This window comes from Mycobacterium colombiense, assembly GCF_001665835.1.
Classification (GTDB): Bacteria; Actinomycetota; Actinomycetes; order Mycobacteriales; family Mycobacteriaceae; genus Mycobacterium; species Mycobacterium colombiense_A.
Genome location: NZ_LZSX01000077.1, coordinates 96807 through 120931 on the forward strand (window position 1 = coordinate 96807; position 24125 = coordinate 120931).

The 24125-nt window shown below is 65.0% G+C and carries 27 protein-coding genes and 1 pseudogene; 15 read left to right on the forward strand and 13 right to left on the reverse strand.

Translation table 11 applies throughout. The features are described from left to right. Nucleotides 1-340 precede the first annotated feature (340 nt). The 3 genes from A5760_RS18165 to A5760_RS18175 are packed head-to-tail and all read right to left on the reverse strand — an operon-like array spanning nt 341 to nt 3389. Nucleotides 341-1378, reverse strand: coding sequence for a zinc-binding alcohol dehydrogenase family protein (locus A5760_RS18165; protein WP_082279524.1), 1038 nt, complete (start codon nt 1376-1378; stop codon nt 341-343). Nucleotides 1379-1425: 47 nt separating this feature from the next. Beyond that, nucleotides 1426-2430 carry an alpha/beta fold hydrolase gene (locus tag A5760_RS18170; RefSeq protein ID WP_064883245.1) on the reverse strand — a complete coding sequence of 335 codons (1005 nt, stop codon included), beginning with the start codon at nt 2428-2430 and terminating at the stop codon, nt 1426-1428. A gap of 26 nt (nt 2431-2456) precedes the next feature. After that, nucleotides 2457-3389 carry a ketopantoate reductase family protein gene (locus tag A5760_RS18175; protein WP_231122665.1) on the reverse strand — a complete coding sequence of 311 codons (933 nt, stop codon included), beginning with the start codon at nt 3387-3389 and terminating at the stop codon, nt 2457-2459. A 173-nt stretch (nt 3390-3562) separates the two neighbouring features. Between A5760_RS18175 and A5760_RS18180 the strand changes: the two genes are divergently transcribed. Beyond that, a complete protein-coding gene (locus A5760_RS18180; protein WP_196772126.1) occupies nt 3563-4114 on the forward strand; it encodes a TetR/AcrR family transcriptional regulator in 552 nt (183 codons plus the stop codon). 257 nt (nt 4115-4371) lie between these two features. On the opposite strand, the pseudogene A5760_RS26740 reads toward A5760_RS18180, so the two are convergent. After that, nucleotides 4372-4538 (reverse strand): annotated as a pseudogene (locus A5760_RS26740) (helix-turn-helix domain-containing protein); the annotation flags it as partial. A 105-nt stretch (nt 4539-4643) separates the two neighbouring features. Between A5760_RS26740 and A5760_RS18185 the strand changes: the two are divergent. The 8 genes from A5760_RS18185 to A5760_RS18220 all read left to right on the forward strand — a co-directional run bounded on the left by A5760_RS18185 (nt 4644) and on the right by A5760_RS18220 (nt 11398). After that, a complete protein-coding gene (locus tag A5760_RS18185; RefSeq protein WP_064883249.1) occupies nt 4644-5081 on the forward strand; it encodes a MarR family winged helix-turn-helix transcriptional regulator in 438 nt (145 codons plus the stop codon). Next, complete coding sequence (locus A5760_RS18190; protein WP_064883251.1) at nt 5081-6541, forward strand: MFS transporter; 1461 nt, start codon at nt 5081-5083, stop codon at nt 6539-6541. Before A5760_RS18185 ends, A5760_RS18190 begins: the two co-directional genes overlap by 1 nt. Nucleotides 6542-6585: 44 nt before the next feature. Continuing rightward, nucleotides 6586-7119, forward strand: coding sequence for a sigma-70 family RNA polymerase sigma factor (locus tag A5760_RS18195; RefSeq protein WP_231122666.1), 534 nt, complete (start codon nt 6586-6588; stop codon nt 7117-7119). A 60-nt stretch (nt 7120-7179) separates the two neighbouring features. Further along, entirely contained in the window at nt 7180-8055 is an 876-nt protein-coding gene (locus A5760_RS18200; RefSeq protein ID WP_064883254.1) for an LLM class F420-dependent oxidoreductase, read from the forward strand. A gap of 53 nt (nt 8056-8108) precedes the next feature. Next, the gene (locus A5760_RS18205; protein WP_064883256.1) at nt 8109-9152 is read left to right on the forward strand and encodes an aldo/keto reductase; all 1044 of its coding nucleotides are present in this window, start codon (nt 8109-8111) and stop codon (nt 9150-9152) included. A gap of 33 nt (nt 9153-9185) precedes the next feature. Then, nucleotides 9186-9626: a hypothetical protein gene (locus A5760_RS18210; RefSeq protein ID WP_064883258.1), complete on the forward strand. Its 441-nt coding sequence runs from the start codon at nt 9186-9188 to the stop codon at nt 9624-9626. 13 nt (nt 9627-9639) lie between these two features. Continuing rightward, a complete protein-coding gene (locus tag A5760_RS18215; RefSeq protein ID WP_064883260.1) occupies nt 9640-10491 on the forward strand; it encodes an LLM class F420-dependent oxidoreductase in 852 nt (283 codons plus the stop codon). An 82-nt stretch (nt 10492-10573) separates the two neighbouring features. Further along, on the forward strand, nt 10574-11398 hold the full coding sequence (locus tag A5760_RS18220) for an amidohydrolase family protein (RefSeq protein ID WP_064883262.1): 825 nt from the start codon (nt 10574-10576) through the stop codon (nt 11396-11398). Nucleotides 11399-11701: 303 nt separating this feature from the next. On the opposite strand, the gene A5760_RS18225 is transcribed toward A5760_RS18220, so the two are convergent. The 4 genes from A5760_RS18225 to A5760_RS18235 form a co-directional block, all read right to left on the reverse strand. After that, a complete protein-coding gene (locus A5760_RS18225; protein ID WP_064883264.1) occupies nt 11702-11923 on the reverse strand; it encodes a hypothetical protein in 222 nt (73 codons plus the stop codon). A gap of 115 nt (nt 11924-12038) precedes the next feature. After that, nucleotides 12039-12659 carry an IS3 family transposase gene (locus A5760_RS18230; RefSeq protein ID WP_155764367.1) on the reverse strand — a complete coding sequence of 207 codons (621 nt, stop codon included), beginning with the start codon at nt 12657-12659 and terminating at the stop codon, nt 12039-12041. Continuing rightward, nucleotides 12602-13207: an IS3 family transposase gene (locus tag A5760_RS26745; RefSeq protein ID WP_155764368.1), complete on the reverse strand. Its 606-nt coding sequence runs from the start codon at nt 13205-13207 to the stop codon at nt 12602-12604. Before A5760_RS26745 ends, A5760_RS18230 begins: the two co-directional genes overlap by 58 nt. Before the next feature lie 184 nt (nt 13208-13391). Beyond that, nucleotides 13392-14324: an alpha/beta hydrolase family protein gene (locus tag A5760_RS18235; RefSeq protein ID WP_064883266.1), complete on the reverse strand. Its 933-nt coding sequence runs from the start codon at nt 14322-14324 to the stop codon at nt 13392-13394. A gap of 128 nt (nt 14325-14452) precedes the next feature. Between A5760_RS18235 and A5760_RS18240 the strand changes: the two genes are divergently transcribed. Continuing rightward, nucleotides 14453-15046 (forward strand): TetR/AcrR family transcriptional regulator, encoded by a 594-nt coding sequence (locus A5760_RS18240; protein ID WP_064883268.1) that lies wholly within the window; start codon nt 14453-14455, stop codon nt 15044-15046. 86 nt (nt 15047-15132) lie between these two features. On the opposite strand, the gene A5760_RS27695 is transcribed toward A5760_RS18240, so the two are convergent. After that, nucleotides 15133-15633 carry an amidohydrolase family protein gene (locus A5760_RS27695; protein WP_419538255.1) on the reverse strand — a complete coding sequence of 167 codons (501 nt, stop codon included), beginning with the start codon at nt 15631-15633 and terminating at the stop codon, nt 15133-15135. On the opposite strand from A5760_RS27695, the gene A5760_RS27810 reads away from it, so the two are divergent. Beyond that, nucleotides 15535-15786 (forward strand): transposase, encoded by a 252-nt coding sequence (locus tag A5760_RS27810; protein WP_419538254.1) that lies wholly within the window; start codon nt 15535-15537, stop codon nt 15784-15786. The genes A5760_RS27695 and A5760_RS27810 overlap by 99 nt on opposite strands. Nucleotides 15787-16161: 375 nt before the next feature. Next, complete coding sequence (locus tag A5760_RS18250) at nt 16162-17532, forward strand: MFS transporter (protein ID WP_082279525.1); 1371 nt, start codon at nt 16162-16164, stop codon at nt 17530-17532. 271 nt (nt 17533-17803) lie between these two features. On the opposite strand, the gene A5760_RS18255 is transcribed toward A5760_RS18250, so the two are convergent. Continuing rightward, nucleotides 17804-18709: a LysR family transcriptional regulator gene (locus A5760_RS18255; protein WP_064883270.1), complete on the reverse strand. Its 906-nt coding sequence runs from the start codon at nt 18707-18709 to the stop codon at nt 17804-17806. A 201-nt stretch (nt 18710-18910) separates the two neighbouring features. On the opposite strand from A5760_RS18255, the gene A5760_RS18260 reads away from it, so the two are divergent. The 3 genes from A5760_RS18260 (at nt 18911) to A5760_RS18270 (ending at nt 22639) form a co-directional block, all read left to right on the forward strand. Next, nucleotides 18911-19798 (forward strand): SDR family oxidoreductase, encoded by an 888-nt coding sequence (locus A5760_RS18260; RefSeq protein WP_064883272.1) that lies wholly within the window; start codon nt 18911-18913, stop codon nt 19796-19798. A 61-nt stretch (nt 19799-19859) separates the two neighbouring features. Next, nucleotides 19860-20825: an SDR family oxidoreductase gene (locus A5760_RS18265; RefSeq protein ID WP_064883274.1), complete on the forward strand. Its 966-nt coding sequence runs from the start codon at nt 19860-19862 to the stop codon at nt 20823-20825. 65 nt (nt 20826-20890) lie between these two features. After that, nucleotides 20891-22639, forward strand: a complete 1749-nt coding sequence (locus tag A5760_RS18270; RefSeq protein ID WP_064883276.1) for a CocE/NonD family hydrolase — start codon at nt 20891-20893, stop codon at nt 22637-22639. Here A5760_RS18270 and A5760_RS18275 read toward each other — a convergent pair. The 3 genes from A5760_RS18275 to A5760_RS18285 all read right to left on the reverse strand — a co-directional run bounded on the left by A5760_RS18275 (nt 22629) and on the right by A5760_RS18285 (nt 24038). After that, nucleotides 22629-23066: a hypothetical protein gene (locus A5760_RS18275; RefSeq protein WP_064883278.1), complete on the reverse strand. Its 438-nt coding sequence runs from the start codon at nt 23064-23066 to the stop codon at nt 22629-22631. The two genes, A5760_RS18270 and A5760_RS18275, sit on opposite strands and share 11 nt — an antisense overlap. A 62-nt stretch (nt 23067-23128) precedes the next feature. Beyond that, a complete protein-coding gene (locus A5760_RS27010) occupies nt 23129-23434 on the reverse strand; it encodes a hypothetical protein (RefSeq protein WP_196772123.1) in 306 nt (101 codons plus the stop codon). 22 nt (nt 23435-23456) lie between these two features. Then, entirely contained in the window at nt 23457-24038 is a 582-nt protein-coding gene (locus A5760_RS18285; protein WP_064883281.1) for a TetR/AcrR family transcriptional regulator, read from the reverse strand. Nucleotides 24039-24125 lie beyond the last annotated feature (87 nt).

A 24125-nucleotide genomic window follows, 5' to 3' on the forward strand; every position in this document is an offset into this window, starting at 1 on the left:
AGATAGGGGCCGCGGCCGCCCGCGCGGTGGCACCTACACCCGGGTCCTGCTAGTCGGGAAGTAGATGACGAGGCCCGGTCGGCGACATAGTTGGTCCTTATCGGCGACGATACTTAACAACCGGCGGTCGTCGCAGACGAGGGAGCACGGACTATTCAATAGGCGGCAGCATCTGGATTTGATCCTCGTCGGTGCGTGTCAGGCGTCAAACCCAATGAATAACAGCGGTTATCCACGAACGGATGCGCGATAAGTCGACCTGCGCGGGTGCGCGAAGACGCTGAGGTAACCGCCATCGCTGACTACAGACACTTGTGAGGACGTCACCTGACACGGACAACTAGACGGTGACGACGAGCTTCGCTGCCGATACGCCTCCTTGGAGCTGGAGTAGTGCCTGCGGGATGGCGGCTAGTCCGTCGCCCACGATGCGTGTCGGCGGTGCGGATCGGTAGGTCCTCGAGGCCAGTCCGTGGGGCAGGAAATCGTTGTAGATGGCCGATCCCACTTCGTTGTCCTTGAGGCTGTTACCCCATATCCCGGTAACGACAACGTCGCCGTGGCGCGTCGTCTCCCCGGGCAGTACGTGAGCTACGCGTTTGCTTCCTGCCGTCCGTGATGCGATCTCGACCGCTTTGTCGAGCGCCCCGGTCCCGATCGCCAGGGTCCCTGCAAGCAAATGGGCGTCGATTGCTTCGACGATCATGTTGACGACGGTGGAGGTGTTGTAGTCGAACGCCTCGGCGGCGCCCAAGAACTTCACGTAGTTGAAGTTGCGCGGTGAGCAGGTCGTGATCACCTTATAGCCGGCATGACGGGCGAGCTGAATCGCGTTGCTTCCCACGCTGCTCGACCCGCCCCAGACCAACACCGTGGCGCGTTGATCGACGGGTTTCGGGGTCGGCATCGCCAAGGCTAGGTGGTCGTGCTGGAACAGTCCGGTCGCCGCGGTTGAGATCGACATCGGAAACACCGCGGCGTCGGCGAAGCTTAGTGAGTCTGGTATGGCGGCGGTCATGCTTTCCATCAGCACGACGTAGCGTTGGAAAGCGCCTTCAGCCGCCCGGTTGCGCGATTCCTCGATGCCCATCGCATGGCCGACGACGCGGTCCCCGACGGCGAATCGGGTGACGCCCGCGCCGATCTCGACGACGTCGCCGGCGACATCGGAACCCACCACCGCCGGGTAGGTAAGCCACGGCAGAATCTCCCGCAATGCCGGACCGGTGATCGCATCGATGAAGTTCACGGCGGTGGCGCGCTGTCGGACGACGATCTCGTGAGCTGACGGCGGCGTGTAGGGCGCGGGCCCGAGCTGGAAGTCAACGGTGTCGGGCGTGGTTAGCCAGAGGGCCAGGTTTTGTTCGGTCAAGGTCATTGTCTTGTTCCTCTTCGGTTGCTCGAGGTTGGTGCGGTGCGCGGGGCCTACGACGATGTTCTCTGGTCGAGCGCGCAGGCCCAGTCACGCAGGATCCGGGTGTATGCCTGCGGGTCGATCTGGTGCAGGTTGTGACTGGCGTCGGGCAGTGATACGTAGTCGATTGGCTGCTCGGCCTGGGTGATGATGTCGCACACGTGGTGTGCCTGAAGGTCGGAGATGGCGCCCTGTAGTCGGCCCGTCGTCTCGTCGGTGTGCCGGAAGTGGTGGGTGAACAGGACCGGGACCTTGACCGCGGCGAGCATCTGGGCGTGCCCACATGAGGCGGTGGCCGAGCCGGTCCAAAAGGCGCGGGCCCACTCCGGGTCGTATTCCTTTAAGGTCTGCGGCGGATGATCTCCGCTGACGTACGGCTGGTGGCCTGCACCACGATCGGCGGCGGCCATCTTTGAAAGACCCTGCTGCACCGCAGGCGGTAGATCTCTGGCGAGCGCTCGCTGCAGGCCCTTCCAGTCGCCGACCTGCCACTGGTCGCCGAGGTAGGTGTTGACGAGCTTGAACATGGGGCCATGGGTTTGGCTCATACCCTGGCCGTACGGTGGCCGTATTTCGGCCGAGAATAATGGCGCATCTTCGTAGTAGGCCGCGCGGAGCATGGTTGGTGGCGCGTAGGCGGACAGCCACGCAGCGATTAGCCCCCCGGAGGAGTTGCCCGCCACGATGACCGGACGCTCGATCCTGCCCGAGATGAACCGGACCAAGTCGTTGCCCATGTTGTCGACCGTGTACCGCCCGGGGGTGCGGCTGGAGCGTCCCTGGCCGCGCAAATCCACTGCAAAGACCTCAAAGTCGGCCGCGAGCAGCTTCATGGCCTGTTCGTAGCCCCACCAAGAAGTTGCCTGTGGCGGTATGAGCAGCAGGGCCGGCGTGCTGCTCATACCGGCGACGGCGTAATTCAGTGTGACTTCGCCGGTGTCGAACAGCGCTTCGTGGTAGGCGTGGGGGACGTAGGTGACGTCGGGGTATTCGGGTCCGTAGGGTCCGAAGTTCATTAGTCCGCTTTCTCTGGTCGCAGGTGTCAGGCGAGCGGGGAGGGGGCAGCGCGGTGGCCGCCGGCCTCCGCGGGCCGCAACGCGAGCACCGCGCTGGCGGCCTCGCGCAGTGCTGGCTCGCGCCAGGACTCGGCAACCAGCAGGTCGATCAGGCCTCGACACTCCTCGGCGGAGTTCCCGACTGTCTCACGAAACCTGCTGCGCGACACGCCCCACAGAATGAGTGTCAGAGCCAGCCGCGGGGCACGGCTGATCTGGTTCTTCGCGCCCGGGTAGGGGGTTTCTCCGAGACCGCGCAGGATCGAGTACCCCGCGCGCAGCGCCCGGGCCCCGATCTTCGCCTCGGCCCAGGTGGCCCCGCGCTTATGGCGCATCCCGGCGCCCGCGACGCCCTCCATGGCAATGGTGAGAGGCACCTGGGAGCGCAGCCAGCGTCCCATCTTCGGCTCGAAGGCCGACGGCATGCCCGCGGCCTGGAACAGCTTCACCCACCGCTGGTCGCCCTGCATGGCCTTGGTCTTCGGGATCGTCAGGCCGAGCCGGCCGTCACCGTCGAGCGTCGCCAGGACGGCAGCCATGCCGAACGTGGCTCGATTCGCGCCGACCGCGAAGCGCAGGCGTTCGGCTTCGGGGGTGACGAACATGAAGTGCACCGCACGGGCCTTACTGCGCCGCAGGGCCGGCAGAACCGCGCCCGCCTGGTGGGCGAGGACGGTGACAATGACCAGGTCGAACGCCTTCTGTTCCTCGAAATGGTCGGCGACCGTGACCTCGGCGCGCTTTCCACTGGTCAGTACGATTCCGCGATCGCGCCGCAACTGGGACAGACGCGCGGAATCGCGCCGTGCCACGACGGTCACCTGGTGGCCCGCGCGGTGCAGTTGGTAGGCCACGGCGCTGCCGATGCGCCCGGCGCCGATGACGGCGATGGCCAGTCCGGACGTCGGTGGTGTGCTCATGGTGGCTGCTCCTTGCTGAACTGGCTGGGCGGAAGCGCTCCGACCTGACCAGGTCATTGCATTCCGTGCAGTCACATTAAAGGATTATTGCACCAGGTGCAATAGCATCGGGTAGGCTTGCCCTCATGGTTCGATGGCCACCCAATGCCCGAGGACGATTGCAGGAGGCGGCGATGACGCTGTTCATCGAGCGTGGGTACGACCAGGTGACGGTGGCCCAGATCGCCGAACGTGCCAATCTGACGAAACGGTCGTTCTTCAATCACTTCGCCGACAAACGCGAGGTCATGTTCGCCAGCGCCGACGCCTTGCAGGCGAGCGTGCTGACCGCGCTGGCCGAAACCGACCGCGATCTGAGTCCGATGGAGAGGGCCGTGCAGGCGTTCACGCGCGCCTCGGCGCCGATTGCGGACTTCCCCGAGCTGGCTCGGGCCCGCCGCGCCATCATCGACTCCTCCCCGGAACTGCGCGAGCGGGACCTGCTGAAAATGGCACAGATGGTGGAGGCGATCGCTGAGGCGCTCGTCAGCCGGGGCATCACCCGGCGACATGCCGTCTTCGTCGCCCAAGCGGCCACCACGGTCTTCATCGCCGCCGTTGATGACTGGGTACAGGATCCCCAACGCGAGCTCCGTGCCGTGATCCGGACCGCCCTAACAGACCTGCAGGCAGCCCTCGCAACCGGCGACTGCCCCGATCGCGTCAAGTCTGACCTGGGAGGGTGAGCGCGCGACTCACCAGGCTTTTGGCCGCCGTGTGACCGCGCAGGCATCGAAAAGGTGATGCCGCGCTTCCGCTACGGCGTAGGCAATGGTGCTGACACGTCGTTATGGGGTTCTGAGCCTGGCGACGACGGGAGATCACTTGTGGCGCACCGGCACAGGGGTTTCTTGAGGATCCGACATCAGCATGTCCACCGCCACTACCCCGCGGGCAGGAACAGGCAGTTAAGAGGCCTGCGATTTGGGCTGCGCCTCGGTCATGAACTGCGATCAGCCATCCTGGCCTCGCCGAGTTCTCGATACCGACCTGCCCAGCGCTGCGGTAGTCGCCGCAACCTGGAAGCGCTCGGCGGCGCGACGCAGCGGCCAGCCGTCATCGACGACGCACGCGCGCTCGTCGCAGCGGATTAGTTTCTGACCACGTCACGCCGTCGCCAGCCTCCGTGGTCAGGACATCCTAGGCGGCGGCTCTCCGGGCATAACTAAACAACCTGGGTTGACAAATCTAGATTGACAAATCTAGGTTTGGCATATGGACGACAGCCTCGACTTGGACGAGCTGGGCGCGGCCTTGCTCCGCGGGATCGCTCTGATCGCACGTCGGACTAGGCAGCCGCAGGCGCCCGGTGAGTTGACGTTGCCGGAACGGGCGGCCCTGGCGAGGCTGGATCGTGGCGGTCCTGCTTCGGCGGCGGAGTTGGCGCGGGTCGAACAGATCAGCCCGCAGGCCATGGGGGTCACGCTGGCCGGCCTGGAGTCGCGCGGTTTGGTGCAGCGGCAATCCGATCCGGGTGACGGTCGGCGGGTGATCATGTCGCTGACCGCAGCGGGTATCGACATGGTGCGCCACAGGCGCGACGCGCGGACTCGTCAGTTTGCAAAGGTGCTCGCCGAAGAGTTCACCGCCGAAGAGCTGCGCGCCCTTGGGCAAGCGGCGCCGTTACTCGAACGCTTCGGTGACCACATCTGATGGCAGATGCCGACACGACTCCCGCTCGATTCGGGTGGCGTTTCTGCGCGCCACTGTTTGTGTGCGCAGCTCTGAATCCCATTAACAGCTCAGTAATCGCGACTGCAATCGTCCCGATCGCTGCCGCGGTCGGCTGCTCGGCGGGTCAAGCCTCGTTGTTGATTTCGGTGCTGTACCTGGCGACAGCGATTGGTCAGCCGACCGCGGGCGCGCTGGCCGAGGAGTTCGGGCCGCGCCGGATACTCGTGACCGGCGTTGTCGCACTGCTAGTGGGTGGTCTGGTGGGCGGTGTGGGCGTCAGCCTGCCGGCGTTGGTGGTGGCTCGGGTGCTGATCGGTGTCGGGACCTCGTGCGCCTATCCCTCGGCGATGCTTCTCATCCGCCGACGCGCAGTGCAGGCCCGTTTGGACACACCACCGGGGCCGGTCCTGGGAGGCTTGGTAATTGCCGGGTCGGTGACCGCGGCCGCCGGGCTTCCGATCGGCGGCGTGCTGGTCGACGCTTTAGGGTGGCGGGCCACCTTCTTGATCAATCTCCCCGTGGGCGTCGCGGCCCTGGTGATGGCACTGGCGTGGCTTCCCGCGGACCCGAATAGCCCAGAGCGCAGAACGTTTCGGCGGACCCTTGCCGACCTCGACCCAGTCGGGATCGTCGGCTTCGGCGGCGCGCTGGGAGCGCTTCTCGTCTTTTTAGTCTCGCTACCGCATCCGCGGTGGGCCGCGTTGGCTGTGTCCCTGGTGATCGGCGCCGCCTTGGTGTGCTGGGAGCTGCAGGTGCGCACTCCGTTCATCGACCTCCATATGTTGGCCGCCCACACCGGATTGGCCCGCACCTACCTGCGTTTTGCGCTCACCACGATGTGCATCTACGCCGTGTTCTACGGGGTGACTCAATGGCTGGAGGCCGGCCGCGGTTTTTCTGCCAGCACCTCGGGTTTGCTGCTGTTGCCGATGACCGGCCTGGCCGCGGTCGTTGCGCAACCGGTCGCGGCCCGCAACCTCATCCGCGCCCCGCTGATCGCCGTCGGCGTCTGTTGTTTGGCCGGATCGATCGGGGTGTTGTTGTCGGACACCGGCACTAGCACCTCGTGGATCGTGTTGATCACCCTTGTTTTTGGGGTCGCCATGGGCGCGATGGCGAGCGCGAACCAAACGGCCCTGTACACGCAGGTAAGCGCTGATCAGATCGCGACGGCGTCGGGCCTGTTGCGATCTTTTGGTTACGTCGGCTCGATCGCGTCTGCAGCACTCATCTCGGTGGCGTTCCACGCCCGCGTCGGCGATCAGGGTCTCCATGTGATTGCCTGGGTCCTCGTCGCTGCCAGCATGCTCGGTCTGATCGTTTTGGCTACCGACCCCATGATCACCGGACTTAGTCTCCGACGAGTGTTCCGGTCGGGTAGGCAGGCGCGAACACCCTTGACGCCTAGGCAAACTACCGGCGAGGTGGGTGAGCGATGACCTCTGCAGATCCTTGTCCCGCGGGCAGCATCGACTGCGCGGTAATGGCGGGTCGATTCGAGGGTGAGGTGGTCGCGCTGATGCCCGCCTTGCATTCACACGCCATGCGGTTGACGCGCAACCCTGCCGACGCCGATGACCTGTTACAGGACACGATGCTCAAGGCGCTCAACAGCCTTCACACGTTTCGGCAGGGAACGAACATCAGGGCCTGGCTGTACCGGATCCAGACCAACAGCTACATCTCCAGTTACCGACGCCGGCAGCGTAAGCCCGCGGTGCCACTCACCGAAGAGATGCTGCTCAGTCGCCAAAGCGTCGATGCGCGGCCATGGTCAAGCCACGTGCGGGCAGCCGAGGATGAAGCCCTCGACGCGATGCCTGATGCCGATCTCGCAAGCGCGATGCGCGCGTTGCCGCAGACGTTTCGCACCGTCGTCTACTACGCCGACGTGGAGGGCCTGCCGGTCAAGCAGATCGCCGCCTTGACCAAAAGCCCAGCGGGAACGGTGATGTCGAGACTACATCGCGGGCGGCGTCGCTTGCGGACGCTTCTGCCGCAGGGCCTGGCGAGGTGAAACGCACGTCGGGTCGTTTCCGCGGCAACCGACAACCTCTTAGGAAAGGACAACGAATTCATGGAACTGGGCGTACATTTCATCGACTTCCTGCCGGGTGCTCCCGACAAGCTTGGGCCCACGATGGCAGCATCGGCCAAGTTAGCCGAGCAAGCCGGCGCCACGATGTTCACGCTCGCCGACCACTTCTTTCAGATGGAAGCCGTCGGGCAGGCGCAAGATCCCTTCTTGGAGGGTTACACGTCGCTGGGATTCCTTGCCGGACAGACCGAAAAGATCACATTGAGCTTGCTGGTGACCGGCGTGACCTACCGCTATCCGGGTCTTCTCGCCAAAATCGTCAGCACCCTTGATGTGTTGTCGCAAGGCCGATCCATGCTCGGCCTCGGCGCGGCATGGTACGAACGCGAGCACCTGGCACTCGGTTTCCCCTACCCGCCGTTACACCGACGATTCGAAATGCTTGAAGAGACACTGCAGATCTGCACCCAAATGTGGAGTGACAATGACGGCCCCTATGCGGGTCAGCACTACCAGTTGGCCGAAACGATTTGCCAGCCGCAGCCGATTCGGCGGCCGCCGATCTTGATCGGCGGCGACGGCGAGAAAAAGACGCTGCGCATGGTCGCCCAGTACGCCGACGTGTGGAATAGCAACGCCGCGACACCTGATGAGGTGAAACACAAGGTCGAAATCCTGAAACGGCATTGCGAGGGGATCGGACGAGACCCCGGCGAGATCCGCAAGACCCTCATGATCGGTCCACAGTTCGATCCGTTCGGCGATCCCACCTCGTTTATGGGTGTGATGCAGGGCTTCGCCGAGGCGGGCATTGAATTGATCAATATTGCTGCCCTGCCGGGAAATCCCGATCCGATCGGGTTCGTCGGCCGCCTGGGCGACGAGGTCATCCCCAAACTGGCTTTGCTGGGCTGACCAGGCGCTGCTTCGCGCGTCCCGCAACCCGAACCCCACGAACAGGAAGCCCTATGCGCTACATAAAACTCGGAACCACTGGTTTGGATGTCTCCCCGATCGCCATCGGCGCGATGACCTACGGCCAGCCCGACCGCGGGTATCCCGTCTGGTCGCTGAACGAGGAAACCAGCAGGCCGCTCATCAAGCACGCCGTCGAGACAGGCATCAATTTTTTTGACACCGCCAACGGATACTCGCTGGGCAGCAGCGAGGAGATCCTCGGTCGGGCCCTCAAGGACTTCGCCGACCGCGACGACGTCGTCCTCTGCACCAAGGTGTGTTCCCCGATGCGCCCCGGGCCCAACGGACACGGACTGTCCCGCAAGGCAATCATGGCCGAGATCGACCACAGCCTGCGCCGGCTGGGCACCGACTACGTCGACATCTACATGATCCACCGCCTCGACGTCCACACCCCGATCGAAGAGACCTTGGAAGCACTGCATGACGTGGTGAAGGCTGGTAAAGCACGCTACCTCGGGGCGTCTTCGATGCGTGCCTTCGAATTCGCCAAAGCCCTGCACTTACAACGCCAATATGGTTGGGCCACCTTCATCACCATGCAAGACCAGTACAACTTGCTCGCCCGTGAGGAGGAACGCGAGATGCTGCCGTTGTGCGCCGACGAAGGCGTGAGCACCATGGTGTGGAGCCCGCTAGCGCGCGGCCGGCTTGCCCGCCCGTCGGAGAAGACGGCGACCACGCGTTCACAGTCCGATCCGGGGCTCAGCCTCTTTTACAGCGATCAGACCGCCGAAGCCGACCGGGCCATCATCGACGCCGTCGGTGACATCGCTACCTCCCATGGTGTGTCCCGCGCGAGCATCGCCTTGGCCTGGCTGCAGCACAACCCGGTGGTCGCCGCCCCCATCGTCGGCGCAAACACCACCACCCACATTGACGACGCCATCGCCTCTCTTGACATCACACTGACCGGCGATGAACTCGATCGGCTGCAGCAGCCGTATACCCCCCGTCACGACAACCAAGGCCTGCCGGTCGATGCGCCCGAACTGCAGCGCGTACGGGACCTCACCCCCAACAGCGCCGCCTAGGTCACCCCACGCCCCCGTCGAAAGGCAGACCACATGCGGATCGAACGCGCCATACTTGCCACCGTCGGCATCATCCAAATCATTTGCGGGACTATGTATTTAGCACGCCCGACTGCCGTCGGCGCGATGCTCGGTGCAGCGTCCGCCGCCCCACCCTGGGTAAACTTCGTTCTGGCGACGGCCGGCGCCCGGTTCATCGGCTACGGAATCGGCATGCTTGCCGCCGCGAAAGCGCCACCGCGCCATCAGCTTTGGATCACCACCATGCTCGGCATCCAAAGTGTGGACCTGGTCGCCACCCTCATCTACGTGGCCAACGGAAGCCTGCCAGACCGACACTTCTTGTTCGGCGCGGCGCTGCCACTGCTGTGGGTCGGCCTGCTCGGATGGGTGAGCCTGCGCATCCGCACCATGGCGCACGCCACCAACCGTCAAGACGTACACCAACAACCGTCTCGACAAGCAGAGAGCTGAGGTAAGGCATTCCATGCGATTTGCGTTCAAAACTTCACCGCAAAACACCACCTGGCCGCAGATGCTGGCTGTGTGGAAAGCGGCCGACGACATCAACGTGTTCGAATCCGGATTCACCTTCGACCACTTCTATCCCATCTTCGGCGGTGACTCCAGCGGCCCATGCCTGGAGGGATGGACTACCCTGACCGCGCTGGCCCAGGCCACCACCCGGCTGCGGCTGGGCACGATGGTGACCGGTATGCACTACCGCCACCCCGCGGTACTGGCCAACATGGCCGCCGCTCTAGACATCATTTCGGGCGGTCGGCTGGAGCTGGGGATCGGCGCGGGTTGGAATGAGGAAGAGTCCAATGCCTATGGCATCGAGTTGGGCAGCATCAAGGAACGCTTCGACCGGTTCGACGAAGCCTGCCAGGTACTGATGAGTCTGTTAAGCCGCGACACCACGGATTTTGACGGCCGCTACTACCAGCTCAAGGCCGCCCGCAACGAGCCCAAGGGGCCGCAGCTGCCGCATCCGCCGATCTTGATCGGCGGTAAGGGCGAGAAACGCACGCTGCGTCTCACCGCCCGCTACGCGCAGCGCTGGGACTTCGGCGACGGCACGCCGGCGGAATTTGCCCACAAGCGCGATGTGCTGGCCGCCCACTGCGCAGACGTGGGACGCGACCCGAAAGAAATCACGCTATGCGGACACTTTCTCCTCGATAGCGACCGCAACTACGCGCAGGTCATCGACCAGGTGGCGGCCATGGCGGCCGAAGGACTCGAACTTGCGGTCGTGTACCTGTTGCCGCCGCATGATCCAGCCGTCTTAGAGCCCCTCGCCGAGTCGATCCGAGAGTCAGGACTGCTCGAATAAGCCCACCGCTGAAAACCGTTGCGCACACACAGAAGTGAGTCAACTGCCCAGCCCCCGCACCCGCGGGGAACCGAGAGAAATCATGGACATCGTCGACACGCAGGTACATGCCAATGTGCTGGGCACCGAGGTCACGCTGGCGATCATGGATGCGCTGGGCATCAAGGGGCTGCTCTACGACGAATGCGCGGAGGCGGCCGAGGACGGGGCACTGCACCCTGGCTATCGGCTGACCAACCGCGCCTTTCGCAGCGTCGGACCCAATGCCGAGGCGGCCGCGCTGCGCTATCCCGAGCGTTTCGCGTTTTTGATGCGAGTCGACCCGTTAGACCCCGGCATTGAGTGCTGGATCGACACGTTGAGCGCAGCACCCGGCTTCAAGGCACTGCGCACTCTCGTCATCAACCCGGCCCAAGGCGCGCTGTTCGAATCCGGCGGCCACGACCGGCTCCTCGAGGCTGCACGCCCCCATAACCTTCCGGTCTTCGTCAGCTGCCCAAAGCGGGTACCGCATCTAGCGCAATACGCCGAACGCTTTCCCGACGTCCAGTTCGTCATCGACCATTGCGGCGCGGCGTTCGACGCACCACCCGGGGAAGCCACCATCGACGACGCCGTGGCGATGGCACGCTATCCCAATGTCGCCTACAAGTGGGCGCACGCTCCGTCCTTCCTCTCGACTACGCCCTACCCTTTCCACGATCTCGACCGCAAGCTGCGTCGCGCGGTCGATGCTTTCGGGCCCGAGCGCGTCATGTGGGCCAGCGACTACACCGCGAGCCGTCAACGAGCCAACTGGGGCGAAGCCCTCTTCGCTATTCGCCACTGCCCGTCGCTGTCTGAGGAAGAAAAGACATGGATACTGGGCCGCACCGCGCGAAACGTGTTGAACTGGCCAATCAGATGAACAGCCCTACCTGGTAGATCCGCATGACCAGCGCGGACGTGGCCAATCCGAGCAGACTGGGACAGCAACGACTTCGTCGAGCACTAGGCGGCCAAGCCAGCCGCATCGAGGGTCACTAGGTCGCCCGTGGTCGCGGTCGTCGCGGCGGCAGCTGGTCAGGGTGTCCAAGAGCGCTTTGAGGAATGTGTGGATTGGTTGCGGGGGCCTACCGATGAGTTCGCCCAATGTCGGGCCGTTCGCCCGCAGGGATCTTGCGAAGCAATGCGCGGACGACTGCGGAGCCGGTGGCGCCGGTAATGACGATCATTGCCTCGACTTCGAGTCGACGGTTGCCGGATGCTCGGGGGCGGCGGTGAGTCGTTGTCGCTCGCGAGGCCATGCGCTGTCGTCAAGGCCGAGCGTGGTCCGCAGCCAGGCCACCGTGGCGTGCTGGACGATCGCGACGCGCTCTGGGCTCTCGTCGGTGGTGCGGGTGTCGTTGAAACCCTGGATACCGCCAAGGCCGTGTTCGCCGCCGGCGAGCACCAGCAGGTCGGTTGCGCCCGGGCTTAGCCGGTAGCCCTCGATGAACCGGTCCGGACCGCGTGGCGAGTCCCCGATACTGAGTCCACTGATCTGGCCCCGCGGTTTCGAGCCGTGGTTATGCGAGCTGAGGGATCGAATAGGTGGACCTCCAGAGCGTTTCGAACTCTGTCGGGCTGATGTTACCGAGATAGCTGTGGCGCCGTTCGACGTTGTAGAAGTTGTCGATGTAATCGGCTATGGCGGCGGCCAACTCGATGGTGGTGGCCCATTTGCGGGTGTTGAGGAGCTCGACCTGCAGTCTGGCCCAGAAGGACTCCATGGCCGCATTATCGAAGCAGTCGCCCACGGTGCCAAACGAGCCGAGAAGGCCCCATCGACGCATGTTCTCACCAAAGCTCCAAGACGTAAATTGGGTGCCATGGTCGGCATGTAGAATCGTTGAACCACTTGATGTTCGGCTGTCCACGGCCATGTTGACCGCGTTGTTGACCAATGCGGTGTCTGCGGTCGTAGAGAAGGTGCGGGCTACGATCATGCGCGAGAAGCAGTCCAAGATCGCGCAGCAGTACACCTTGCCATCACGGGCCGGATGCTCGGTGATGTCGGTACACCACAACTCATTTGGCCCAGTGGCGGTGAACCGCCGATTCACCAGGTCAACAGGGGTATCGACACCGATCAGATTGGGCTTACGCCGTCCCGGCCGCGGTAGCCCACACAGGCCGTGCTCGGACATGATCTATTGACCAGCTTGAGGTTGACGTTCATCTCGTAGTCGGCAAGCAGCGCGGCGCGGACTCGCCGGCGTCCGTAGGTGCCGCGAGATCGCTGGTGGATCTCGGTGATCGTGTCGGCCACGATGAGCCGGCGCACCTCGCGGTCTGAGACAGGGCGACGCCGGTGGTATTGCAGCAAGGAACGCGCTAATCCTGTTATCCGACAGGCGGATCGGGCCGAATGTCCTCGCGCGATCAGCCCTTCAGCGATCGCGCGTCGGCGTTTTGGGGGCACCACCACCCGTTCATCGAACAGCTCGCAGGCATCGCGGGTCAACGCCAGTTCGGCTTCCAGCGCAGCGACGCGCTTGTGAGCGGCCGCCAGCTCGTCGGCCTCCACACTGGGGATGCCCTCGATGACTCCGGCATCGATAAGTGCCTGACGTTTCCACCGGAACAGTGTGGCCTCACAGATCCCAGTATCGACCGCCGCGGCGGCCACCGGTTCACCCGATCGCAGCCGCGCAACGATTTGCCGGCGCACCGACGACGAATACTGCCGGGGCATGTGACCTCCCGATGATCACTCTGCCCTCGACTCTCACAACGGTGGACCAACAACACGGGTACAGATCTCGTGGATCAACCGAACGGGGTCAGGCCAGGTTGTTTTCGCGTTGTTGTTTTTGTTAGTTAGAGGTGCCAGGACAGTGTCTCGCTTCGCTTGCAATGCATGTGAAGTCGGAAATCGTTTACTTCGAGTCGACTCGTGCTAGGGGCTGGTAGGCGGCGAGTCGTTGTCGTTCGGAAGGCCATGCGCTGTCGTCAAAACCGAGTGCGGTGCGCAGCCACGCCACTGTGGCGTGCTGGACCAGTGCGACACGCTCTGGACTTTCATCGGTGGTGCGGGTGTCGTTGTACCCCTGGATGCCGCCGAGGCCGTGTTCCCCGCCGGCCAGCAAAAGCAGGTCGGTGGCGCCTGGGCTGAGTCGGTAGCCGTCGATGAACCAGTCCGGCCCGCGCACGCTGAGTGGGGACTGGTCGTGGTCACCTGCCACCACCAAGCTCGGGGTCGTCAGTCCTGCGAAATCTGGATTCATGAAGGGGAAGTACTCTGCGGCCAACGGGGTCAGATCAGCACCCCCGGTGCCGGGCAAGCAGAGCAGCAGCGCCGCCTTCACCCGCGGGTCGGCCAAGCTTTGCCCGGGCTGATGGCCGGCGTCGATGACGCGCGCGCCGGCGAGCATGCTTGCGGTCTGTGCTCCCCAGGAATGCCCGGCCGCTACCACGCGGCCGCGGTCGATGCGTCCGGACAGCCCTGGCACGGCGGCCTCCACACGGTCGAGTTGGTCGAGGATGCCGGTCAGGTCCTGGACCCGGATCCGCCAGATGTCAGGGGTGCGCGGGTCTTCGGGGGAGAGCCCAAGGGAGTCGAGATGGGTGGGCTGGATCACGATGAACCCATGGGAAGCCCAGAACTCGCTCAAGGGTGCGTAGTCGTCCATGGTCAGGGTCATGCCGTGGGAAAAGACGATGACCGGCAGGCCCCGACCACGCGTCGGCGCGGTGACGCGGGCCTGCAGGTCGTGGCCGCGGCCCGCCGCGGTTAGGGTCACGGGCGCGACCGAAATGACTGGCGTCGTTCGATCGACGTGATTCTCAGGCGTCGCAAGGGTGCCGCTCATGATGTCTCAAACCTCTTCTGGGTCACTCGGTGATGGGAAGCGGCGGTCTAAGATAATGAACCGGAACGCCGCTCCGTTAGCTTAGCGGAACAGCGCTCCGCTTTTCAACTGAACTGAACAGGAGACGTGTGCCGCCCCAAACCCCCGTAGCCCGAACGCAGTCGGCCAAGCGCGCCGACGCGCGTCGCAACGAGCAAGTGCTCTTGGACGCCGCTGCGGCCGTCTTTGTACGCGCCGGGGTTGATGCTCCCGTGCGTGCGATTGCGGCCGAGGCCGGCGTGGGGATGGGCACTATTTACCGGCATTTTCCCACCCGCGCCGACCTCGTGGTGGCGGTCTTTCGGCATCAACTCGATGCGTTGTCTTCGATCGAGACGATCGTCCCGACACCCGAGGAGAACCCGTATGCAGCGTTGCGGTCGTGGGTTCATCGGTTCGCGGACTTCCTGGTCACCAAGCACGGCTTGGCCCGGGCGCTGCGCTCAGACCAGGCTGGTTTCGACGCTTTGCATGCCGAATTCCTTCAACGGCTGTTGCCCGTATGTGATCGACTGCTGAAAGTCGCTGCGGCGAGCGGTCTTCCGCGCGGCGACATCCGGCCGCTGGATTTCCTTCACGGCGTTGGCAACCTGTGCATCGGCGTGGAAGCCGATCCTGAGTATGACGTTCACGGCATGATCGATCTGTTCATCGCGGGCCTGGCGCAACCCTTGATTGATTAGCAGACAAGGGCTCAGGGCGGGAATCTGCCAATTGGCCGCCCTCAATGATTGATTTGTCCTGCCGGCGAATTCTGCGCAGCGTTGGATCAACGTCGTATGTTAGCGACGAGCTTGTCCCAGTTGGTGTGCGCGATGAGCGCACGCTGATCCTGGCTCGCGGGGGCGTTGTTCAGAAATTGTGTTACGGCGCCGTCTCGTTCGCGGTTGAATGGGTAGTCCGAGGCGTACATGATGCGATCGGCTCCTAGGGTCTCGAGGGTCCACCGCAGGTACTTGTGGCTAGCTATTCCGCCGGGTGTGACGTGGATGTTGGAGCGGAAATAGTCGGCGATTGGTCGTTGGAGGTGGGCTAGCCCGTCGAGGACGGAAATGCGGTCGAGATAAAACAGGACGACTTCGCCCCAGTGCCCCAGGATCATCTGTAGGTCGGGGAAGCGGTCGAACACGCCCGAAACGATCATGCGTAAGGCAGTGATTCCAGCATCGTAATGCCAGCCGATCGCACCGGTTGCCAGCATGTCGGCGATCGGCTTGCCGAACCCTTCGTAATAGTGGCAGACCGGGAGGACGTCTACCGAACAAACCAGCGCAACGGGTACAGAAACCGCCAATTCGACACCCGCACGGGGACATTGGATCTCGTACACCACGTCCCTGGGCTTGACCGGGAGACGTTCGCGGACGCGCAAATCGTCGGCCATCGCGAAGCCAAGTGGCCCCAAAGCGTTCCAACGCATTAGCTCGGCCGTGACGCGCACACAGTGAAGTAGAGCCTGCGACTCATCTCCTAGCTTCGGTGCCCGGGGTCCGTGCAGCCCTGGACCGCTCGTTTGTTCCACGCGTTGAACTGCGCTGTTGCATGGCGCGGGACGCGCTGTGCAAAAACTTCATTGGACCTGACCAGTCAGCTGGCCCCATCGTGGAGTTACCTCTCGCATCATCCGGTGCGGCACCTGGCCAACTTCTACTTTTTTCCGTTAAGGAGCGCGCGATGCGTGTGTTCGTCACCAGCGCAGCCGGTTTCGCCGGTAGCGCCATCGGCTCAGAAGCCCGCAACGTGGGCCATCCAGTCGTTTGCCTGAGCCAGCATCGCACCACCGCAAGCGGGCATCATCATGGCTGAGGGGACCGGCGTTGATGCCGCTGACCGGGCAAATCTGCGTTCGGGCCCGCGCACACCGAACCGGTCGGGGGTGGCGGCTTGGCTGCTGTGGTCGTGCGGCTGCACGGGTCTGAGCGCAATCGCGGTGTCGTTCGTGTTCTCGGTCTATCTAACGAGCAGAGTCGGCCAGGCCATGCCCGACGGTGGCGCACCGGCCAGCTGGCTGGGCCGCGCCCAAGCGATCGCCGGCTTGACCGTCGCGGTGGCTGCGCCGCTGATCGGCGTGTGGGTGGCCCACCCGTGGCGCCGACGCCAGGCCTTGATCGTACTGACGGGCCTGGCCGTGGCGCTGACCGCCATGATGAGCGTGATCGGCGAACATCCCGGCTATCTGATCCCCGGGTTAGCGCTACTGGCAGCCACCGCCGCAAGCACTGACCTTGCCGGCGTCCCGTATAACGCAATGCTGCGCCAAGTCTCGACCCCACAGACCTCGGGGCGGATCTCCGGATTCGGCTTCGCAGCTGGCGATGCCGGCACCGTCACGTTATTGCTGGTGCTGTATGTGGCTTTCATGTCCGGGACTGGCCAAACGCGGGGTCTGCTGGGCCTGGCGACCCACGATGGTCACAACGTGCGGATGGCAATGCTGTTCACCGCCGCCTGGTTCGCTTTCTTCGCGCTGCCACTGGTGCGGAACCTAAGCCGCCAGCGGCCACCAGCCGCCTCAGCGCGCTCACAACTCGGCCTGTTGAGCGGTTACCGCCAACTGTGGACGGACCTCAGCGCCGAATGGCGCCGCGACCGCAATCTCGTCTATTACCTGGTGGCCAGCGCGATCTTCCGCGATGGGCTGACGGGGGTATTCGCGTTCGGGGCGGTGCTGGGGGTCAACGCCTATGGCATCTCACAGGCCGGCGTGCTGTTATTCGGTCTGGCGGCCAGCACTGTGGCCATGTGTGGAGCGGTACTGGGCGGCCTACTGGACAATCGGATCGGATCGAAAAACATCATCGTCGGGTCACTGACCGCGATGGTCGCCGTCGCGGTGAGCTTGCTGACATTGTCTGGCGCGCAGGCGTTCTGGGTGTGCGGTCTGCTGCTGTGCTTGTTCATCGGGCCGACGCAGGCGTCAGCGCGCACGCTGCTGCTGCGCATGTCAAAGGAGGGTTTGGAGGGCGTGGCCTTCGGCCTGTACACCATGACAGGGCGCGCAGCGTCGTTCCTGGCGCCGCTGCTGTTTTCGGTCTTCGTCGACGGGTTCGGCGCCGTGCGCGCCGGCCTCGGCGGACTGTGCGTGGTGTTGGGTGCCGGGTTGGTGACGATGCTGATGGTGCGCACCCCGCCCCGCAGCACCGCAGCAGCCGCGCCCCAAACACCTTAATCCGGCCAAGTGACGGGTCGGCCCGCCGCCGCGTGTCCACCGAACAGTCTGTAGCGCAGCCCTTCTGGGGCGAAACAACGACCAGGGGATGGCGTCGGTCCGGTTCCCGCCGCGCCGAAACCGCCGCTATGGGGACGGGCTGTCGCGGACCCGCCAGTACCCTAAAGTCACTTCGCCACAGCGACTTACAGCACTGGCCCTGGCCCGGGCGGCAACTCTTGCTGTCGTCGCGCTGATCACCAACGCCGGGTGCGCAAGGCCGCGGCCCGGGCTATTGCGCGGTTGTCGGTGCTTTGCTCAGATGCGCCTCGGCGTATTTGCGGAACGCCACGACGAGCCGGTTGCGGTCGGTGGCGCGGGTGGCCAGCACGACGCGGCTAGGCTCCACGCCTTCTATGGGCACGGTGGTCAGGTCCGGGCGCACGCCTTCGAAGCCCGCGCCGGCGGGGACAATGGCCACAGCTTGCCCGCTGGCCACGATTTCGAATTTGTCCTCGAAGGCTTCGATCAGGGGGCCGTCGGGTGCCCGGCGTCCGTCCGGGCGAGGATCGATGCGCCAGAACGCATCCCAGGCGGGGTCGTGGCCTCGCGGAACGGGTTCGTCGGCGACGTCGTCGAGGGTGATGGATTCCTTGCCGGCCAGCCGGTGATCACGTGGCACCAGCAGCACCCGTTGTTCGTCGTAGAGAACGGTCACGCGCAGCTGGTCGGTGGGGAAGGGCAGCCGCACCACTGCGGCGTCCACCCGGTGATCCAGCAGCGCCGCGCGGGGTTCGTCCCAGGCCAAATGCATCGTGTGTACGTCGGCGTCGGGATGGCGGAACCGCAGTTCGCGCACTGCGGGGGTGATGATCAGGTTGGCGGTGTGCCCGATGGTGATGCGGCTGGGTTGGGCGGCGGCGCGGGTGCGCGCGGTGGCCTGCTGGGCTGAACGCAGCACGGCTGCGGCCAGCGGCAAGAACACCTCACCGGCCTCGGTGAGCCGACTGCCTTGGGGGGTGCGGTCGATGAGGCGAGCACCCAGCTGCTGTTCGAGGCGGCTAATTTGGCGGCTCAATGAGGACTGAGTGACATGAAGGGCCGCCGCGGCGCGCCCGAAATGGCGATGCTCGGCCAGCACGGTGAAGCAGCGCACCAAGAACAGGTCCAGGTCGGCTGGCGGTGACGTATCGGGCATGCGTCCAGCCTAAGCCCAGTCCGGCCGGGCCGCTGTTGCCTGAACAACGCTTGAGCTGCGGTGTTGCATGAATCGGGACGCGTTTGGCGAAACATTCATTGGACCCGCGCCGCCCCTGGGGCCCATCGTGGGATTACCGGCCGACACCGATCCGGTGCAGCACCTGGCCAGCCTGACTGTTTTGACCTCGAGGAGTTCGTCATGCGTGTCTTCGTCACCGGCGCAACCGGATTCGTTGGTAGCGCCATCGTCGCAGAGTTGCTCAGCGCGGGCCATCAGGTGGTTGGGCTGGCCCGCTCGCAAGCCGCCGCGGCGTCCCTGAGGGACGCCGGGGCCGGTGTGCATCGCGGCGCCCTCGAGGATCTGGACAGTCTGCGCCGCGGCGCGGCGGCAGCCGATGGTGTCATCCACACGGCCTACGCCGCCATGTCTGCGGACTTCATGGCGGCCGCGCACACCGATCGGCGCGCCATCGAAACGATCGGCGAAGCGCTGGCGGGATCGGGTCGGCCGTTGGTGGTCACTTCGGCGACCACGTTCATCGCCCCGGGGCGATTGGCGACCGAACACGACATCGCCGCGGCGGGGACTCCGCGGGTGGACGCCTCGGAGGCCGCGGTGGTGGCGTTGGCCGGCCGGGATGTGCGCGCCTCGGTGCTGCGGCTGCCGACCTCGGTGCACGGTCCCGGTGATCATGGTTTTGCCGCCCAGTTGATTGGGACCGCCCGCGAGACGGGCGTGTCGGCCTACCCCGGGGACGGTACGAATCGCTGGCCCGCAGTGCATCGTCTGGACGCCGCGGTGTCGTATCGGCTGGCCCTCGAAGCCGCGCCCGCGGGTGCGCGCCTGCACGCGGTCGCCGATCACGGCGTCCCGGTCTATGACATCGCCGCGACCATCAGCCGCCACACCCAGCTACCGGTGCAGGCCATCACCGCCGAGGAAGCCTTCACGCACTTCGGGCTGCTGGGCGCCATCTTCGCACTCGACGTCCCCGCTTCGAGCGAGGTCACCGAGAAGCAACTGGAGTGGCGGCCCGCCCAACCGGGGCTGCTCGCCGACCTCAACGCCGCCCACTACTACCACTAGCGCCACCACCCCGGCCGGGTAGCCACCCGCCGCCCGGCAACCCCCGTCGAAGGAGTTCATCATGCGAGTTTTCATTACCGGAGCCACTGGGTTCATCGGATCAGCCGTCGTCGCCGAATTGCTGGCCGACGGCCACGACGTGCTGGGACTGGCGCGCAGTGATGCCGGCGCACAGGCGCTGCAGAAGGCGGGCGCCCAGGTGCACCGCGGCGATATCGAGGACCTCAATGGGTTGCGCCGCGCGGCAGCTGACGCCGACGGCGTCATCCACACCGCGTTCTTTCACGGGATCTCCCACCCGGGCATCTCGACGCGGCTGCGCATTGTGCTCGGCGGCAGCCCGCGCAACGTGATGGCTCGGTTCGCGGCGGCCAGCGTGGGCGCCGACCTGCGCGCCATCGAGACCTTCGGCGCCGTGCTGGAAGGCACCGGGCGCCCGCTCGTGGTCGCCTTCCCCACCATGGCCCTAGCCTCTGGTCACCTGGTCACCGAGCAGGAGGCACCTGACCCCGGTTCGCCCGGCGCCGCCCGCATCCCGTCCGAAGAAGCCGCATTGGCACTCGCCTCGCGAGGAGTCCGCGCCTCGGTGCTACGGATCCCCCCGTCGGTGCACGGTCACGGCGACGCCGCCATGGTCCCGCGCCTGATCGGGATCGCACGCAAAAAACGTGCCTCCGCCTACGTCGGGGACGGACAGAACCGCTGGCCCGCCGTGCATCGCTCCGATGCCGCCCATCTGTTCACCCTGGCCCTGCACAAAGGGTCAGCCGGGCCCCGCTACCACGCGGTCGCCGAGGACGGGGTGCCGATGCGCGCCATCGCCGCGGTCATCGCCGAGAACCTCGATGTACCGATCACAGCGATAGGCCAGGACAAGGCCAGTGCTCACTTCGGCTGGCTGGCGCCGTTCGTCTCGACCGACAACCACGTATCCAGCACGCTGACCCAGCAAGAGCTGGGATGGCGACCCACCCAACCGGGTCTGCTCACCGACCTGAACCGGGCCGGCTACTTCACCTCCGCGTAGACCGCCCCTCATCGGCTCGCGACAACTGCCCTCAGTCCTCACTACCAGAAACGCACGGGACCACCATGACCGAGAATTTGACCACCCACAGCGCCTATCGCATCGACGTCGTCGACCACATGACCATCGAATGGGACGTGCCCATCGCCACCGACGACGGCCTGCTGCTGCGGGCCGACGTGTTTCGCCCCACGGCGGCGGGCAGCTATCCCGTCATTTTGAGCTACGGCCCCTACGGCAAAGGCAAGCCGTTTCAGCAGCTCCTGTCGGGTGCCTGGGAGAAGCTGGTCGCCGACCATCCCGAGGTGACCCGGGGATCCAGCGGCGCCTACCAGAACTATGAACTCGTCGACCCCGAGAAATGGGTGCCCGACGGGTATGTGTGTGTGCGGGTCGACTCCCGCGGCGCCGGCCGTTCGCCGGGGTTGCTCGACCCGTTTTCCGAGCGCGAGACCACCGACCTCTACCAGTGCATCGAGTGGGCCGCCCAGCAGCCGTGGAGCAGCGGGCGCGTCGGGCTCAACGGCATCTCCTACTACGCGATCAACCAGTGGCGGGTGGCCGCACAGCAACCGCCACACCTGGCCGCGATCTGCGTGTGGGAGGGTGCGGCGGACTGGTATCGCGACATGGCCTACCACGGCGGCATCCTGTCGACGTTCGTCGATCATTGGTATGCCATGTTGGGCCAGTACGGGCTGGGCGAGCAGGGCGGGCGCAACCCGCACACCGGACAGCTGATCTGTGGTGATGAAACATTTACCGCACAGGAACTGACCGCCCGACGCGTCGATCTGGGTCAGACCATCCGCCGCCATCCCCTCGTTGATGACTACCACCGCGACCGCACCCCGGACTTCTCGAAAATCACCGTGCCGCTGCTATCTGCCGGCAACTGGGGCGGGCTGGGACTACACCTGCGCGGCAACACCCGCGGTTTCGAACTGGCCGCATCCGCGGACAAATGGCTCGAGATCCACAACGAAACCCACTGGTCACTGTTCTACGCCAACTACGGGCTGCAACTGCAGAAGCGGTTCTTCGGCCACTTCCTCAAAGGCCAGGACACCGGCTGGCAGCACCAACCCCGCGTGCAGCTGCGCACCCGCCACGCCGATGGTCGCGTCGGGTTGCGGACCGCGACGACGTGGCCGCTGCCCGACACCGACTGGACGCGCCTATTCCTCGACGCCGCCCACGGCACCATGACGCCGACACCACCTACCCTCGACGCCTCCGCCTCCTACCGCCCCGGCCACGACAGAGCCAGCTTCACCTGGATCTGCCCCGAAGACACCGAGCTCGCCGGCCCACTCGCCGCCAAGCTGCACGTCGCCTGCGCCACCACCGATACCGACATCTTCGTCGTGGTGCGCGCGTTCTCACCCGACGGCACCGAGGTGGTATTCGAAGGCGCCAACGACCCACACACCCCGGTCAGCCAAGGCTGGCTGCGCGCCTCTCACCGGACGTTGGACACCGACGAGTCGCGGCCGTTCCTGCCGGTCCACCGCCACGAGCAACCCGAGCCCCTCACCCCGGGAGCCGTGTACGAACTCGACGTCGAAATCTGGCCCACCAGCCTGGCGCTGCCTCGCGGCTACACCCTGACCCTCGATGTGCAGGGCCACGACTACATCTACCCCGGGGCCGCGGGCGCCCAGCCCGGATTGGCGACACCATTCACTGGATCCGGGCCGTTCCTGCACAACGATGAGCGCGACCGACCAGCTGACATCTATACCGGGACCGTCACCGTGCACACCGGCCCGCAATACCAGTCGTATCTAGTGATCCCCGTCGTCAGCGCCTAACCCGCGGGCTCCCCCTACTCCCATGCAGCCCAGACCTGAAAACGAGGAACGCGAAATGACCATGAAATTTCCCATCGCCATCAAACAAGATCACCTCGTCGGGTAGATCGCTGGCAAGACCCGGTGGAGCGGTGGTGATGCCACATCTAGCGGCGTCCACGGGGTCAAGCACGTCGTAAACGCTGGTCCCCGCAGGCAGACGTAGGTCCGAGCGACGGTCCAGGGCGGCGAACAAGAAGTGGTGGTAGGCGTCGATAAAGCCCACCAAGGTGACCTCCTGGGCTCCGATGCGACGGGCCCAGGAGCGAAGCTCTTCGTCAGTTCTGACGGCGATCTGTCTGCCGGTGACGAGAACGGCCTCGGCGGTGGGCGCGGTGTCGTCGCACGTGACGATTGCTGCGCCGAAGAAGAATGATGATGCGGCCATGCTCGACCTTCCGCCGGTGTGAACTCCCAGACTCACCGCCACCGGGCACGCACGCGCCAGCGTCACGCTGATGTCGGCGCTCGCGACGCCTTGAGCCAGCGGTCGAGTTCGTCGAGGACGTTTTCGGTCATCGGGTACAGGCCGTCGGCGATCACCTCTTGGCTTTCGCCTTCGACGGTGCGCCGGCCGGCTTCGCAGATGATGATCCAGAACACGCCGGCCAGCGCGATGCGCTGCTCAGGACGACTCAGGCAATGATCTATCGCCCCGCGGACGTGACCGGCGCAGAGCCACTGAGCCAGGCATGTCAAACCTTGCGGATCGGTGCGTTCCGCGACCTTCACCGTGCACCGTGCACCGTGCACCACGGCCGAACGGTAGCGAACACGCTTACGGGCGCGGGCTTCCCGGTTCGCGAGCGGGGAGCCCACGCAAGAGGGTGTCGAGGAAGAGGTCGAACCGCGGCATCTTCGGTTCGATGCGCAGGGGATTCTCCTGGTGCGCAAGCCAACTGATCAGCGAGGTGACGTAGATGTAATAGCTCTGCTCGGCGAGATCGGCACTGACTCCGGAGTCACGGAAGGCGGTGACGATGGCGTCGTGGAGCCGGCCAGTGGAGTGGGCGTTGTGCGGGTGGGGCCGAGATAGGTGCGTGGCGTAGCCGGGCAGCGCGAGGAACTGATCGTGCATGTGCCACGCGAGGCGTGCCAGGAAGGGCTGCCAGGCTAATCCGGGCGTCTCTCCTGGAGGAAGGAGGCGATCGATGAGGACGTCGCTGATGAGGTCGAACAGTTCGTCGCGGTTTTTGACCCAGCGGTAAAGAGCGCTATGGCTCACGTCGAGACGCTTGGCCAGTTCTCGCATGGTCAGGGTGTCGAGGTTTTCCGCGCAGGACGCGGCCTCAACAATCTGCTCGCGGCTAAGCTGAGCCGGCCGACCGGGCGGACGACGCGCTTCAGCCCAAAATGCCATGGCCAAATGATACTGACACGGCTGGTCAGACAGTCGCTGCCTCGACAAGGCATCGGAATCGAGCGTAACGTCACCCGCCCCGGGACC

Excerpts from the sequence above, each read along its gene's own strand:
- A5760_RS18275 (WP_064883278.1), bottom strand. The coding sequence starts at position 23,066 with ATGGCCGCATCATCATTCTTCTTCGGCGCAGCAATCGTCACGTGCGAC.
- A5760_RS18250 (WP_082279525.1), top strand. The coding sequence starts at position 16,162 with ATGGCTGAGGGGACCGGCGTTGATGCCGCTGACCGGGCAAATCTGCGT.
- A5760_RS18200 (WP_064883254.1), top strand. The coding sequence starts at position 7,180 with ATGGAACTGGGCGTACATTTCATCGACTTCCTGCCGGGTGCTCCCGAC.
- A5760_RS18285 (WP_064883281.1), bottom strand. The coding sequence starts at position 24,038 with ATGGCATTTTGGGCTGAAGCGCGTCGTCCGCCCGGTCGGCCGGCTCAG.
- A5760_RS18260 (WP_064883272.1), top strand. The coding sequence starts at position 18,911 with ATGCGTGTCTTCGTCACCGGCGCAACCGGATTCGTTGGTAGCGCCATC.
- A5760_RS18180 (WP_196772126.1), top strand. The coding sequence starts at position 3,563 with ATGACGCTGTTCATCGAGCGTGGGTACGACCAGGTGACGGTGGCCCAG.
- A5760_RS18185 (WP_064883249.1), top strand. The coding sequence starts at position 4,644 with ATGGACGACAGCCTCGACTTGGACGAGCTGGGCGCGGCCTTGCTCCGC.
- A5760_RS18165 (WP_082279524.1), bottom strand. The coding sequence starts at position 1,378 with ATGACCTTGACCGAACAAAACCTGGCCCTCTGGCTAACCACGCCCGAC.
- A5760_RS18220 (WP_064883262.1), top strand. The coding sequence starts at position 10,574 with ATGGACATCGTCGACACGCAGGTACATGCCAATGTGCTGGGCACCGAG.
- A5760_RS18255 (WP_064883270.1), bottom strand. The coding sequence starts at position 18,709 with ATGCCCGATACGTCACCGCCAGCCGACCTGGACCTGTTCTTGGTGCGC.
- A5760_RS18175 (WP_231122665.1), bottom strand. The coding sequence starts at position 3,389 with ATGAGCACACCACCGACGTCCGGACTGGCCATCGCCGTCATCGGCGCC.
- A5760_RS18230 (WP_155764367.1), bottom strand. The coding sequence starts at position 12,659 with ATGTCCGAGCACGGCCTGTGTGGGCTACCGCGGCCGGGACGGCGTAAG.
- A5760_RS18170 (WP_064883245.1), bottom strand. The coding sequence starts at position 2,430 with ATGAACTTCGGACCCTACGGACCCGAATACCCCGACGTCACCTACGTC.
- A5760_RS18190 (WP_064883251.1), top strand. The coding sequence starts at position 5,081 with ATGGCAGATGCCGACACGACTCCCGCTCGATTCGGGTGGCGTTTCTGC.
- A5760_RS18270 (WP_064883276.1), top strand. The coding sequence starts at position 20,891 with ATGACCGAGAATTTGACCACCCACAGCGCCTATCGCATCGACGTCGTC.
- A5760_RS18235 (WP_064883266.1), bottom strand. The coding sequence starts at position 14,324 with ATGAGCGGCACCCTTGCGACGCCTGAGAATCACGTCGATCGAACGACG.
- A5760_RS18215 (WP_064883260.1), top strand. The coding sequence starts at position 9,640 with ATGCGATTTGCGTTCAAAACTTCACCGCAAAACACCACCTGGCCGCAG.
- A5760_RS26745 (WP_155764368.1), bottom strand. The coding sequence starts at position 13,207 with ATGCCCCGGCAGTATTCGTCGTCGGTGCGCCGGCAAATCGTTGCGCGG.
- A5760_RS18210 (WP_064883258.1), top strand. The coding sequence starts at position 9,186 with ATGCGGATCGAACGCGCCATACTTGCCACCGTCGGCATCATCCAAATC.
- A5760_RS18265 (WP_064883274.1), top strand. The coding sequence starts at position 19,860 with ATGCGAGTTTTCATTACCGGAGCCACTGGGTTCATCGGATCAGCCGTC.
- A5760_RS27810 (WP_419538254.1), top strand. The coding sequence starts at position 15,535 with ATGCCAGCCGATCGCACCGGTTGCCAGCATGTCGGCGATCGGCTTGCC.
- A5760_RS18205 (WP_064883256.1), top strand. The coding sequence starts at position 8,109 with ATGCGCTACATAAAACTCGGAACCACTGGTTTGGATGTCTCCCCGATC.
- A5760_RS18195 (WP_231122666.1), top strand. The coding sequence starts at position 6,586 with ATGGCGGGTCGATTCGAGGGTGAGGTGGTCGCGCTGATGCCCGCCTTG.